The organism is Arsenicibacter sp. R0_47, from assembly GCF_057652235.1.
This window is the reverse complement of record NZ_JBYFCJ010000003.1, coordinates 608959-621856: the sequence shown is the minus strand read 5'-3', so window position 1 is coordinate 621856 and position 12898 is coordinate 608959. Positions and strand designations below refer to the sequence as shown.

The 12898-nt window shown below is 51.6% G+C and carries 11 protein-coding genes; 7 read left to right on the top strand and 4 right to left on the bottom strand.

All coding sequences use genetic code 11. The annotated features are described in order from the left end of the window. Positions 1–12: 12 nt before the first annotated feature. Genes AC23NW_RS08710 through AC23NW_RS08700 form a run of 3 tightly spaced genes read right to left on the bottom strand, consistent with a single transcriptional unit; the run spans position 13 to position 2693 of the window. The gene (locus AC23NW_RS08710) at positions 13–951 is read right to left on the bottom strand and encodes a DMT family transporter (RefSeq protein ID WP_487448892.1); all 939 of its coding nucleotides are present in this window, start codon (positions 949–951) and stop codon (positions 13–15) included. Then, positions 948–2024, bottom strand: a complete 1077-nt coding sequence (locus AC23NW_RS08705) for an LptF/LptG family permease (RefSeq protein WP_293838942.1) — start codon at positions 2022–2024, stop codon at positions 948–950. Before AC23NW_RS08705 ends, AC23NW_RS08710 begins: the two co-directional genes overlap by 4 nt. Before the next feature lie 15 nt (positions 2025–2039). Continuing rightward, complete coding sequence (locus tag AC23NW_RS08700) at positions 2040–2693, bottom strand: metal-dependent transcriptional regulator (RefSeq protein ID WP_293838939.1); 654 nt, start codon at positions 2691–2693, stop codon at positions 2040–2042. A gap of 152 nt (positions 2694–2845) precedes the next feature. Between AC23NW_RS08700 and AC23NW_RS08695 the strand changes: the two genes are divergently transcribed. The 7 genes from AC23NW_RS08695 (at position 2846) to AC23NW_RS08665 (ending at position 10688) form a co-directional block, all read left to right on the top strand. After that, complete coding sequence (locus AC23NW_RS08695; RefSeq protein WP_293838936.1) at positions 2846–4159, top strand: Nramp family divalent metal transporter; 1314 nt, start codon at positions 2846–2848, stop codon at positions 4157–4159. 144 nt (positions 4160–4303) lie between these two features. Next, positions 4304–6247 (top strand): KUP/HAK/KT family potassium transporter, encoded by a 1944-nt coding sequence (locus AC23NW_RS08690; RefSeq protein ID WP_293838933.1) that lies wholly within the window; start codon positions 4304–4306, stop codon positions 6245–6247. An 84-nt stretch (positions 6248–6331) separates the two neighbouring features. Next, on the top strand, positions 6332–7393 hold the full coding sequence (locus tag AC23NW_RS08685; RefSeq protein ID WP_293838930.1) for an NAD-dependent epimerase/dehydratase family protein: 1062 nt from the start codon (positions 6332–6334) through the stop codon (positions 7391–7393). 214 nt (positions 7394–7607) lie between these two features. After that, the gene (locus AC23NW_RS08680; protein WP_293843514.1) at positions 7608–8420 is read left to right on the top strand and encodes a TerC family protein; all 813 of its coding nucleotides are present in this window, start codon (positions 7608–7610) and stop codon (positions 8418–8420) included. Positions 8421–8485: 65 nt separating this feature from the next. Then, positions 8486–9973: an NADH-quinone oxidoreductase subunit N gene (locus AC23NW_RS08675; protein WP_487448888.1), complete on the top strand. Its 1488-nt coding sequence runs from the start codon at positions 8486–8488 to the stop codon at positions 9971–9973. A gap of 77 nt (positions 9974–10050) precedes the next feature. Beyond that, entirely contained in the window at positions 10051–10287 is a 237-nt protein-coding gene (locus AC23NW_RS08670) for a hypothetical protein (RefSeq protein WP_487448886.1), read from the top strand. Next, positions 10284–10688: an HNH endonuclease gene (locus AC23NW_RS08665; protein WP_487448885.1), complete on the top strand. Its 405-nt coding sequence runs from the start codon at positions 10284–10286 to the stop codon at positions 10686–10688. The genes AC23NW_RS08670 and AC23NW_RS08665 overlap by 4 nt, the downstream gene beginning before the upstream one ends. Before the next feature lie 58 nt (positions 10689–10746). Here AC23NW_RS08665 and AC23NW_RS08660 read toward each other — a convergent pair whose 3' ends face one another. Continuing rightward, positions 10747–12708, bottom strand: coding sequence for an SPFH domain-containing protein (locus AC23NW_RS08660; protein WP_487448883.1), 1962 nt, complete (start codon positions 12706–12708; stop codon positions 10747–10749). Positions 12709–12898 lie beyond the last annotated feature (190 nt).

Genomic DNA, 12898 nt, shown 5'->3' with positions numbered 1-12898 from the left:
CGTAGCGACCTGTTAGTCGGTCTGCGCTACGGTCGGCTCTCCACCTTTCATTATAATTGGATAGGCTAAAACGGCGGCTAAGATAACGAGTGTACCGATGTAAAACCCCGGTGTCATCCGTTCTTTATCTTTGAAAATCAGGACAGCCAATAAAATCCCATAAACCGGCTCCAAATTTACGGTCAAATTCACAGCAAAGGGTGAAAATTTACGTAACAGGCTCATGGAGGCTGTGTAAGCATACACGGTACAGACGCCCGCCAGCACCGCCAGCCATAGCCACTGACTGCCCGACGAGGGGACAAAATACTGATTTACAGATAATTTATCAGTGACTCCGGCGTCATTAATGACCGTTAGGTAAAACAACAGCAGAAAAAGACCCGATGTCAGGAAAGCGCCCGTCATTTCGTAGAATGACATGGTAAGCGCCGGAATACGCCGGGCAAACCGGCTGTTAATAATCGTAAAGAGCGAGGCCAGCATCGCCGAAAAAATGGCTACCGACAACCCGAGTACCTTATCAAACGCAAACCGGAAGATCAGATACAGACCGAACATCACGACCACACCCAGCACCACCTCAACAGGCCGGACCCGGCGCCGCAGCAGGAGCGGTTCCAGCAGGCTGGTCCAGATTGATCCCATGGCCATACCTGCCAGGCACACCGACGCATTGGCCAGCCGGGCCGCCCCGAAAAACGCCAGCCAGTGTACGGCAATGATCACGCCCGTTCCCAGTAACCGCCAGCGGTCGGCAGCCATCACCGTGAAACCATCCTTATTACGGACATATACCACCAGCGCCAGACCGGCCGACGCCAGCAACGTGCGGTAGGCAACCACTGCCGGCGCATTCAACGGATCGAGCAAGAGCCCGAGGATCGCCGTAAATCCCCAGATAACAACCAGAAAATGCAGATGCAGGTAATCGTATAGCTTTGGTTTCACCTTGGAATCGTTTTGTACAAAACTACACCAATGATGGTAAAAACAATGTTTGGCAGCCACACGGCCAGTAAAGGATCCATATTGCCGGATTGGGCCACACCCTTAGCCAGCATGAAAAACAGGAGATAGACAAACGCCAGGAAGAATCCCAGGGCAACCTGCCAGCCCACCCCGCGCCGGCTTTTCCGGGCCGACACAATTACACCAATGACGGTAAGAATCACGATGGCCAGCGGCCTAGTGTCGCGGGCGTATTTTTCGAGCAGGTAGATTTCGAGACCGTCGGCACCACGGCTCCGGAGCAGATCGATGTAATTGTTGAGCTCCGGCAATGTAAAGGTTTCGAACAGGTTAAAGTCATTTTCGAAGTCCGACGGCTTCAGGTTCAGCGTTGTATCGGCGCGCATCCCCGGTTTCAGCGTTTCCTTAATGCCGTCGATGGTCCGGATCTGGTAATCGTACATCGCCCATTTCCGGCGGGTGGTATCCCACTCGATGCGGTCGGCGGTCAGCTTCTGCTTCAGCTGGTTACCTTCGATCCGTTCCAGCGTAAATTTGTAGCCGGTCCGGTTGTAGTTGTTGTAGCTCTCCAGATAGGCATAGACATCCGGCGCAATTTTAATGTGCACGTTCCGGCCGGAGAAGTTATACGGGTCTTTGGTATACTGCAGTTCAAAGGCAATCCGGACCTTGTTCGCCTTCGGAATAATGTAGTTCACCATGAAATAGGTCATCACACTGAGTACCAGCGATCCGATCAGGTAAGGCAGCAGCAGCCGCATAAAACTAACCCCGCTGCTCAGAATGGCAATGATCTCGGTACGGGCCGCAAGCCGCGAGGTCAGGAAAACGGTGGCAATAAACACCATGAGCGGACTGATGTAGTTCGCCCAGTACGGGATAAAATTCAGGTAGTAGTCGAAGACGATCTTACTGAACGGGGCATTGTGCTGCCGGAAATCTTCAATTTTTTCGGTGTAGTCGATCATCACGACAACCAGCACAATCACAAACACCACAAAGACGTACGTTTGTAAAAAACGCTTGAGTATATACCAGTCTAATAATTTCATGAATCGTGAATCAGCCTAATTGACTAAGAGGTTTCTCGTTACTTCGCAACTGACAAATAACGATTTTTCGGCGGATAAGTGCACCTGAACAGACTTGTCGAACGAACTTATTTCAGAAACTTTAACAGCGCAGCCCAGGGTAAGGCCGCTCCGGTCGAGGTGTTGCAGAAATTCCGGCGAATGTTCGAGCACCCCCATGATCGTTACTTCTTCGCCAACCCCGACATCTGATAATTTGCGGTATTCGATCTGAGGCATTGTGCCGGCAGGCGTCGGAATCGGATCGCCGTGCGGATCCACTTTCGGGGAACCCAGAAATATATCCAGCCGCGATACCAGCTCTTCAGACCGGATATGTTCCAGCTCTTCAGCGATATCATGTACCTGATCCCAGCCAAAACCCAGCTTCTCTACCAGAAATACCTCCCACAACCGATGACGCCGGATAACCCGCAGGGCCTGCCGTTCGCCCTCTTCCGTTAGCCTGACGCCCTGGTATTTCCGGTAATGAATCAACTGTTTATCAGCCAGTTTACGGAGCATATCCGACACCGAAGCCGCCTTTGTTGCTGTCATCTCTGCCAGGGCATTGGTTGTTACCTCGCCGTTCTGCCGTGTCGACAGTGCATAGATGATTTTCAGATAGTTCTCCTCGGTGAACGAATGCATCGGAATTTACTTGCTATTGAACGTTTTGAAACAATTCGGCGACAAAGTTAGTTTTTAAGAGAATCATACAAAAAATTTAGGCTTGTCTAAATTTAATATTCTATATTTCGGATAATTATTCTTAAGTACCCTAAAAGTCAGTATTTACATCTATGAAACCTTGGCGGCAAGACAATGCCATGCAGTCGTTGCCAGATGTGCACAGTACAATCCGGGTTCCCCGTAATGCAGGGTTTCTCAAAACACTGATGGCCTATTTCGGGCCCGGGCTCATGATTGCGGTCGGGTATATGGATCCCGGTAACTGGGCCACCGACATTGCCGGCGGGGCTCAGTTCGGCTATAAACTGCTTTCGGTCATTCTGATTTCCAATCTGTTTGCCATTCTGCTACAGCACCTGGCGCTGAAACTCGGCATTGCTACCGGCCGTGATCTGGCGCAGGCATGCCGTGACAGTTTCAGCAAACCGGTTTCCATAATTCTCTGGCTGCTGGCCGAAATCGCCATTGCGGCGACCGACCTTGCCGAAGTAATCGGCTCGGCCATTGCCCTGAACCTGCTCTTTGGCTTACCACTGGCTATCGGTGTCAGCATTACGGTGCTGGACGTACTCCTGATGCTTTACCTCCAGCATAAAGGATTCCGGGTCATCGAGAGCATCGTTGCCGGACTTATTTTCCTGATTTTCTTTTGTTTTGCCTACGAGATTTACGTCTCTAAACCGGATATCCAGCAAATTGCCGGTGGTCTCCTGCCTCGCCCTGAAGTGGTCACTACACCGGGCATGCTCTACATTGCCATCGGGATTCTGGGGGCTACGGTTATGCCCCACAACCTGTATCTGCATTCGAGCATTGTTCAGACACGCGATTACGACCGTACTTCAGAAGGCCGCCGGAAAGCCATTAAATTTGCCACCATCGATTCAACGGTATCGCTGCTGCTGGCATTCTTCATCAACGCCGCCATCCTGATTTTGTCGGCGGCGGCCTTTCACACGAGCGGTAACCAGCACATTGCCGATATCACCGATGCCTACCACCTGCTTGATCCGATTCTGGGCGTTAAACTGGCCAGTGTCATGTTTGCGGTAGCCTTGCTGGCATCGGGTCAGAACTCTACATTAACCGGTACACTGGCCGGTCAGATTGTGATGGAGGGTTTTCTGAACCTGCGGCTGAAGCCGTGGCTGCGGCGGTTAATTACCCGCTTACTGGCCGTTGTTCCGGCCCTGATCATCGCCATTCTCTACGGAGAAAAAGGCACGGCTGAATTACTGGTATTTAGCCAGGTTATTTTATCACTCCAACTGAGCTTTGCCGTTGTCCCGCTCGTTCAGTTTACGGGTAATCACCTGAAAATGCGCGAGTTCGTGAATCCAAAATGGATGACCGTACTGGCCTGGGCAGTAGCCGTTATTATCATTATTCTGAATGGTTATCTGCTGTGGCAGACCCTTTTCTAACTAAATAATACCCTGACATACAGAAAATAGCCGCCCTCTACATACTCTTTCGCCCTTTCCCGCTCTAATAATCTAAACAAACTCTATATTTGCCCCGTTTTTCAGTAGCCCTAACCAATTCAGGGACCGGCTCTATCCGCTGATATGGAAGATAAAAAACAGTTAGATACCGTAACGGGCGCGGGCATTCTTGTTGCACTGGGCATTATTTACGGTGACATCGGTACCTCCCCACTGTACACCCTCCGGGCCATTGTCGGGCCAAACAATGTAGTTGATGAAGATGTTGTCCGGGGCGCTGTCTCCTGCATCTTCTGGACGCTTACCATGCTGACCACCATCAAGTATGTGGTCTTGATCTTACGGGCTGATAACCGGGGTGAGGGTGGCATTTTTGCCCTCTATGCGCTGGTCCGGCGACACGCACGGTGGCTCACGGTACCGGCCATGATTGGCGGCGCCGCACTCCTGGCTGACGGCATTATTACACCGCCAATCTCCGTCTCCTCCGCCGTTGAAGGGCTTGAGATTCTCTATCCGGATATTCCGACGGTTCCGATCGTTATCGGCATTCTGACGTTTCTCTTTCTGATTCAGGCCTTTGGCACCAGCGTTGTTGGTACAGCATTCGGGCCGATCATGCTGGTCTGGTTTTCCATGCTGGCAACGTTGGGCGTCATCCATATTTTCGATGACCCGACGATTCTGTATTCTCTGAATCCCTACTACGCCTATAAAATGCTCACCGGCCATCCCGAAGGCTTCTGGCTGTTAGGATCCGTCTTCCTCTGTACGACGGGGGCCGAGGCACTGTATTCAGATATGGGTCACTGCGGCCGGGGCAACATCCGTGTCAGCTGGGTATTCGTCAAAATTTGTCTGCTCATCAACTACTTCGGGCAGGGCGCCTGGCTGATTACGCAGAACGGACAAAACCTGAACGGCCGGATTCCACTGTACGAACTGATGCCGGAATGGTTCCTGATTTTCGGGATTGTCATTGCTACCTCCGCGACTGTTATTGCCAGCCAGGCCCTGATCAGCGGTTCATTTACGCTCATCAGCGAAGCCATCCGGCTGAATTTCTGGCCTAAAGTACGGCTCCGGTACCCATCGGTGCAGAAAGGGCAGCTTTATGTGCCAAGCGTCAATCTGTTGTTATGGATGGGCTGCGTCGGCATTACACTTTACTTCCGCGAATCGTCAAATATGGAAGCGGCCTACGGTCTGGCTATTACGCTGACCATGCTGATGACGACCTTACTCACGGCGTATTACCTGTACGTGAAGAAATTCCAGGCCTGGGGCATTGTCCTGTTCCTGGCCGTATATCTGTCCATTGAAGGGTCTTTCCTGGTAGCTAACCTGATCAAGTTCCCGCACGGCGGCTGGGTATCGCTCGTCATCGGATTGACCATTGCGGCGGTAATGTACATCTGGCTGCGGTCATTCCAGATTAAGCTGCGTCTGACCGAATATGTCCGGATCGACAGCTACCTGCAGACGATCAAGGAACTGAGCCGTGACATCAGTATTCCGAAATATGCCACCCACCTGGTCTTCATGAGCAACGCCGCCCGGCAGTCGGAAATCGAGTCAAAAATCATTTATTCCATCTTCCAGAAGCGGCCAAAACGGGCTGATATTTACTGGTTTGTCCACGTTGATACGACGGATGACCCGTATACCATGGAGTATAAAGTAAATACGATTGCTCCCGATGACGCCTATAAAGTCACCTTCCGGCTGGGTTTCCGGGTTGAACAGCGGATTAACCTCTTTTTCCGGAAAGTGATTGAAGACATGGTGCGTAACAAGGAGGTAGATATTACCAGCCGGTACGAATCCTTAAGCCGTCAGAACGTAATCGGCGACTTCCGGTTTGTCGTGCTGGAAAAATTCCTTTCTTTCGAGAATGACCTGCCGTGGAGCGAGCAGATCATCATGAACCTTTACTTCTTTATCAAGAGCTTTACTACCTCGGAAGACCGCTGGTTCGGCCTTGATAGCAGCTCCGTGAAGATCGAGAAAGTGCCGCTTATCATCCGGCCCGTCGAAAACGTTAAACTCAAGCGTATCCAAAGCTAATTGCGATTGAGTGACTGAGCGATTGAGCGACCTGGCAAAGCATTTCCGCTCAATCACTCAGTCACTCAATCGCACAATAATCGTATGAAAATTCTAATCACAGGCGGGGCCGGGTTTGTGGGCTCTTCGTTAGCCATCTCGCTGAAAACAAACTACCCTGACTACCAGATCTTCGCCCTTGACAACCTGAAGCGCCGCGGCTCTGAGCTGAACATCGCACGGTTGAAACAGGCCGGTGTGGAGTTTGTTCACGGCGATATCCGGAGCAAGGAAGATTTTGACTCACTGCCGGCGGTTGATTCAGTTATTGAGGCCTCAGCAGAGCCATCGGTACTGGCGGGTCTGGACGGCACGCCTGATTATCTGATTAACACCAACCTGTTCGGGACGGTCAACTGCCTGAACTATGCTCTGAAGCATAAGGCCAACTTTATCTTTCTGTCGACCAGCCGGATTTATCCGATCAAAACGATTGAAACCCTGAACTATTCAGAGGCGGATACCCGCTTTGTGCTGACGGATGATCAGCCGGTGCCGGGTGTTTCGTCGAAGGGTATTGCCGAAAACTTCCCGCTGGACGGCGCGCGTTCGCTCTACGGAACAACCAAACTGGCGTCAGAGCTGCTGATTCAGGAATATAACGAGTTCTACGGGCTGAAAACCGTCATCAACCGGTGCGGTGTGATTACCGGTCCGTGGCAGATGGGGAAAGTGGATCAGGGCGTTATGGTGCTCTGGATTGCCAAGCACTATTTCGAGCAGTCGCTGGCCTATATCGGATACGGCGGAACGGGCAAACAAACCCGCGACATGCTCCACGTGGCCGACCTGTACCGCCTGATCGACTGGCAGCTGCACAATATTGAGTCAATTAACGGCGAAATTCTGAACGCCGGTGGTGGTGTCGAAAGCAGTGCGTCGTTGCAGGAGCTGACCAAAATCTGTCAGGAGGTAACGGGCAAAACCATCCCGATTAAATCGGTAACCGAAAACCGGGCAGCCGACATCCGCTTGTATGTAACAGATAACACAAAGGTTACGGCCCTGACCGGCTGGAAGCCCGAACTGGGCATCAAGGAGATTGTAACCGACATTCACGCCTGGCTCGACGAAAACCGCGCGGCGCTTGAGCCGATTTTAAAATAAATTTTCTTTCTGTTGGCACGGCTACTTCCGTGCCAACGCTTTTTTCAGGCTATCCGATGCAGATTCCCCTCCGCTCAGGCCATAAACGAACCTTTCTTCCAGCTGTTAATTCTTTCATCTAAAACGCTTGCAGGCAATCCATTTTAAACGGATGTTTGCAGTCCAAACAAACACAAAAGGCGTTCAACCTTTTCATAAAGAAACATCTAAACACATGGACCACCTCTTTTCCGCCGAAGGCATTGTCAGTTTATTGACGCTCACCTTTCTGGAAATCGTTCTTGGTATCGACAACATCATTTTTATCTCCATCGCGGCCAACAAACTCGCTGCCGGTGATCAGCCTAAAGCCCGTAACATCGGCCTGCTGCTGGCGATGGCATTCCGTGTTGTGCTCCTGTTCGGTATTTCGTACCTGATTGCGCTGTCGGAGCCATTCACCCACATCGACCTCGGCTGGTTCAAAGCCGGTCTGACCGGGCAGAGTATTATTCTGGTAGTCGGTGGTCTGTTCCTGCTGTATAAGGCAACCAGCGAAATTCATCACAAGCTCGAAGGCGAGGAAGAAACGCCGCAGGCCGGACAAACCGGCGGCAAGGCTACTATCTCGGGCGTGGTCACGCAGATTGCGGTTATCAACATCGTGTTCTCGATTGACTCAATTCTGACAGCCGTTGGTCTTACGCAGAACATTACCATCATGATGGTGTCTGTAATCCTGTCGATTGGCATCATGATGTTCTTTGCCGGTCCGGTCGGTAAGTTCGTTAATGAACACCCGAGTATTCAGGTACTGGGGCTTGCCTTCCTGATTATGATCGGCTTTATGCTGGTCGCCGAAGGTGCTCACCTGTCAGAAGTTGTTATTTTCAACTCCGAAATTGGTACAGTACCGAAAGGATATCTTTATTTTGCCATTGCGTTCTCGCTAATGGTCGAATTCCTGAATATGAAACTGCGTAAATCACAAAAACCGGTTCAACTTCGCGGATACGAAGAACAGGCGAAACGGGAAGGTATTCTCTAACTTTCGTGGACGAAGAGTGGTCATGAAAAACCACTCTTCGTTTTTCACGTTTCACTTGTCATACATTGCCGCTGTTAAGCCAACTACAAGACATTATAAACAGCCTCGGGGGCTTCTGGCCCGAGTTGTGGCTTTCTATTGCCTTTTGTTCTATTCTCATTGCTGAGCTGATTCTGATCCGGCTGAAAATACCACAGGCCCGCCTCTGGCTCAGCAGTCTGACCATTGCCTTCTTACTGATCGCCGGTTTTCTGGTCATTCAGAGCACGCGTCAGGGCTTTTTATTCCTCCACCTGCTTTTCTCCGACGATCAGGCCGCCTTCTACAAACTGATCGTCTTACTGGTTGCCATTCTTGTTATCGGCTACGATCAGCTGACAGACGCTCCGAACCGGAAAGACCGGCTACCGGCCGAATGGTATCCGCTCCTGCTCGCCACGGTCCTCGGCTCCTGCCTGCTGGCGATGTCGGTAAACCTGTTGTCAATCTACCTCAGTCTGGAGTTGATTTCTATTTGTTCGTACCTGCTGACGGCGCTTACCAAAACCCGCAAAGCCGTAGAAGGGGGTATCAAGTACCTGCTGTTTGGTGCTATCAGTTCCGCCATTATGCTCTACGGAATGTCGCTGCTGTACGGTATAACCGGCACACTGGATATTACCAGCCCTGCATTTGGTATCGAACTGGCGAAAAACGAACCGCTGGTCGTCGCCGCGATCGGCCTGCTGACCATGTCAGGCTTCCTGTTCAAACTCTCACTGGTACCTTTCCACGTCTGGACACCCGATGTCTATGATGCCGCCCCGGTTCCGGTCGCTGCTTACTTTTCGATTGCCCCCAAAGCGGCAACAGTGCTTGTACTGATGCGTATGGTGACGGCGCTGCCCGATGCTGCGCTGGGCTTTGATGTACAGAGTCCGCTGGCCATCGTTGCCATTGCCAGCATTACACTGGGCAACTTCTCAGCCCTGTGGCAGACCGACGCCAAGCGTCTGTTAGCCTATTCCGGCATTGCTCAGGCCGGCTTCCTGATCGCAGGCATTGTGGCGCTTAATAAAACCGGTTTTGAAGCTACGACCTTTTACATGGCCACCTACCTGTTTATTAATCTGGCCGCGTTCTTCCTGATCGATTTGCTGAGCCGGCAGCACAACGGCCACCTGGCTATTGCCGGTCTGGCGGGGTTAGGTGCCCGTCAGCCACTGCTGTCCATTGCCCTGACGGTTGTCATGATTGCCTTAGTCGGGCTACCACCAACGGTGGGCTTCACAGCCAAACTGCTTGTCTTTTCGGCCCTTTATGAAGCGTTTCAGGCTTCGGGCAATAAGTGGCTGGGCATTTTGTTTGGCTGGGGACTGCTGAATGCCGTCATTTCACTGGCATACTACCTGAAGATCCCGTTCCTGCTCTTTTTCCGCCCGTCCCCTTCCGAGGATACACCGCTTGTGGTAGTCTCACCGGTAGCGACCGGCCTGGCTGTCGGCCTGGCCCTGCTGAGCGTCTGGTTTTTCCTCAAACCCGAGTCACTTCTCCAGTGGATCGCACGGTTTTAAATCCGGATCAGGCAAATACACTATTCAATCCGCATTCCAATAGTTGTATATTTGTATAGACCTTCAACGTAAAATACATGAGTGTAACAGAAGCATTTGGAGATATTGCAAGTCTGATTGCTCAGATGGCTCCAGAGAAGGTAATTAATCTGAAAGCCTCATCTGCAATGTCCGCTCAGGTAGAGGCATTAATTTCAAAAAAAAAGGAAGGTAACATAACGCCGGATGAATCCGCTGAATTAGAACGATTTTTAGGGCTGGACATTTTCATCAGCCTTGCTAAAGCAAGAGCGCGGCTTATTTTACATCAATGAGACAGTCTATTCCGGAAAAGGTTCGGCAACGGGTTGTATCACGTGCAGGTTCAAGATGCGAGTACTGTCGTATTCACAGTGATGATTTATTTCTGTCTTTTGAGATAGATCATATTATTCCGGTTAAACATGGCGGTAGCAACGACCTTGACAACCTTGCACTTGCCTGTCCTCACTGTAACCAACATAAAGGTTCCGATTTTGCGACTATTTTGGATAATGAAATTGTCCGCCTGTTTAATCCAAGAACAGACAATTGGGATGAGCATTATCAGGTAGCTAACGGGCTAATCGTTTCTCACACTAAAATAGGGACTGCGAGTATAAAAATCTTCCGGTTTAATCATCCCGATTTAGTCATTTTAAGACAGCTACTAATACAGCTTGGCCGGTATCCATAAAAAACGGGCTGACCAATCGCTGCCGACCGGCCAACCCGCATTTAAATGGGTGGATATATTATTCTTTCGGTTCCTTCTCTGAAGCCGGTACAATCGGGACACGGCGCACATCGGCCGTTTGCTGACGGGTTTCTGTAAGTTCCAGCAGCTTCATGCCCAGCAAACCGCTCAGCGATCCGTCGGTCGAACTGCCGCCGCTGCCGTTGATAACCACATCCGGAATAATGCGGATATGGCCTCTGGCGATCTCTTCGGTAATCTTGAATCGGGTAAAGTTCTCTTCGCCCATGGCCTTCACCTGCAACTCGTAGGCCTCGGCTGTTGACCGGCCGATGGCCAGGATCTTCTCGGCTTCGGCCGTACCGGTTTTGGCAATTCGTTCAGCCTCGGCGTCGGCATTGAGCTTGGTCGATTCAGCCTCGGCGGCCGCACGGCGACGCGTGGCTTCGGCTTCTGCCTCGGCGCGCAGTTTCGTAGCCTCTGCTTCGGCACCCACCTGTAGCTTCATACTCCGCGCCTCACCTTCGCTTTTCTTCACAGAAGCATTGGCGGTCCGCTCGGCGATTTCGACACTTTGCTGCGCTTTCACGATTTCGCGCTGCATTTCAGCCAGTGCCGTTTCCCGTTCGTAGCCCTGCCGTTTTTCCTGCGCCATCCGCTGCGTTTCGTAGGTCTTTTCTTCTTCCTGCGCCACCTTCCGGTCAGTCAGTGTTTTCATCAGCGCTTCCGGCGGCACAATATCACCGATCAGCGTATCAACGGCGTTTACGTTGTAAATCTCCAGCACCCGCCGGATATGCTCACGGGCCGACTCCTGCCGCTCTTTCCGCGTACTCAGGAACGAAATCACGTCCGAATCCTGGGCCGAGTTGCGGAAATAGTTACCGATAGTCGGCTCCAGTACCTGCGAAACAAGGTTGGTCATGCTCCCGAAACGGGCAATTACTTTTGGGGCTTCATTAGCCGGAATGTGGATGATCTGGGCCACGTCCAGGTTAAACGGGAACCCGTCCTTCGACCGGACCGTGATGGTCGACAGATTGCGGTCAAGAGCATGGGCTTCCGAGCGGGCATTGGCCCAGTTCAGGACCAGGTTGGTGGTCGGTACTTCTTCTACTTTCATCGTGTAGGTGTTTACCGGATACTTACCGGGGCCCAACGGCTCCATCCAGACCCCCCGGAAGCCTTTCTGCACAATATTGCCGTGTTTAAACGTGTCACCGGTCAGGTCCTCCCCTTCTTCACCGATGTAAGAGATCACGACACCCACATGGCCAATCGGCACCTCTGTCATCGGAATCTGTTCGATCTGTACGGCCCACTGGTTGATGTAGTATGAGCCGGCAAGTACGACCTGCGGCTGCAGGCCACGATTACCGCCACGTTGTAAAAATGAGTCAATATCCTGAAAGTTATTATGTCCGTCTACATGCTTACCCGCAATCTGCCCCGGCGTCAGCGGGGCGCCGTCGAGGGTGGTGATGATGCCGACCATGTTTTCCTTGATGTCGGTCATCGGTGCTACGGTGACCGAAAACGCATAGGTGTTGATCCGGTAGGTACCCGGCGTCAGCACACCCGTCTGGCGTCCTTTCTGCCCGCCGCTTGCCAGAAACTGTTCCGTGTTCTGGAAGTTATCGCAGGCCACTTTCCGGGCCAGAATATTACCGGTAGGCAGTTCAGCCCCGTCATTGGCCAGTACCAGCCCGATTTTCCCTTCCGGAATTACTGTAAACGGTTCCATATCGACACCATACTGCCAGGGAAACATCCACCAGTATAACCCCGGAGCCAGGGTCTGTGCCTGATAACCGGCCTCGCCTTTTGTAGCGATAATGCGGCCGTCGGGCAGCTCCCGGTTCGGGCCTACCAGCACGTATTTTTTCGTGACCAGACCAATCCGGTCCTGCGGGACAATGACCATCCCGAACAGAAAACGTAATACCCATTTGTACAGCACAAGGGCAATAAGAATGACAGGCAACCAGATCAGGATGCCGCCAAAAGCAAAGAAATCCATTGAAATTGTGTTTGTGGTTTAGTTAGAAAATGTGCGCGCAGCAATGACCAGTAATCCGGTGATTACTGTTTGGGCAAAAGCAAATACGGCATTCGGCGTTTGAGAAACGAGCCTGAGGCTCTGTGTTTTAGCGAGCGGCTACATCGGTGTAGGGCAGTTGTGCTTGATTGACGGATCAAAAGTAACAGAC

Coding starts and splice junctions, on each gene's coding strand:
- AC23NW_RS08700 (WP_293838939.1), bottom strand. CDS start 2,693: ATGCATTCGTTCACCGAGGAGAACTATCTGAAAATCATCTATGCACTG.
- AC23NW_RS08690 (WP_293838933.1), top strand. CDS start 4,304: ATGGAAGATAAAAAACAGTTAGATACCGTAACGGGCGCGGGCATTCTT.
- AC23NW_RS08680 (WP_293843514.1), top strand. CDS start 7,608: ATGGACCACCTCTTTTCCGCCGAAGGCATTGTCAGTTTATTGACGCTC.
- AC23NW_RS08695 (WP_293838936.1), top strand. CDS start 2,846: ATGAAACCTTGGCGGCAAGACAATGCCATGCAGTCGTTGCCAGATGTG.
- AC23NW_RS08670 (WP_487448886.1), top strand. CDS start 10,051: ATGAGTGTAACAGAAGCATTTGGAGATATTGCAAGTCTGATTGCTCAG.
- AC23NW_RS08685 (WP_293838930.1), top strand. CDS start 6,332: ATGAAAATTCTAATCACAGGCGGGGCCGGGTTTGTGGGCTCTTCGTTA.
- AC23NW_RS08660 (WP_487448883.1), bottom strand. CDS start 12,708: ATGGATTTCTTTGCTTTTGGCGGCATCCTGATCTGGTTGCCTGTCATT.
- AC23NW_RS08665 (WP_487448885.1), top strand. CDS start 10,284: ATGAGACAGTCTATTCCGGAAAAGGTTCGGCAACGGGTTGTATCACGT.
- AC23NW_RS08705 (WP_293838942.1), bottom strand. CDS start 2,024: ATGAAATTATTAGACTGGTATATACTCAAGCGTTTTTTACAAACGTAC.